The organism is Bacteroides sp. 519, assembly GCF_010500955.1.
GTDB lineage: Bacteria > Bacteroidota > Bacteroidia > Bacteroidales > Bacteroidaceae > Bacteroides.
This window is the reverse complement of record NZ_QVMJ01000126.1, coordinates 1-316: the sequence shown is the minus strand read 5'-3', so window position 1 is coordinate 316 and position 316 is coordinate 1. Positions and strand designations below refer to the sequence as shown.

Genomic DNA, 316 nt, shown 5'->3' with positions numbered 1-316 from the left:
CGCGATCTGCTGGAAATCATTATTGAGCAAAGCAATATACCAGTGGTTGTAGATGCGGGCATAGGTGCTCCATCGCATGCAGCCGAAGCAAACACCAAAGGCTTCCATCCTCTTTTTCCACGGCAATGGAGACAATGTATCGAAAGTGGTAAGATGATCAAAACCTACATGTTTATTCATCATATTCTCAATATCCACAGATAACGACCTGAACATACGGGCCAGATTACCTTCAACCTCTTTTATTACCACGTTGTACGGGTTGCCATTAATTTTATATTTATATTCTTTCATTGTTCTTAAAATTAGAATTTAG

Annotated in this window: 1 pseudogene; it reads left to right on the top strand. The window is 39.2% G+C overall.

Annotated elements, in window-relative coordinates:
• A pseudogene (locus tag D0T85_RS22195) lies at positions 1-102 on the top strand (thiazole synthase); the annotation flags it as partial.
• Positions 103-316: the final 214 nt, after the last annotated feature.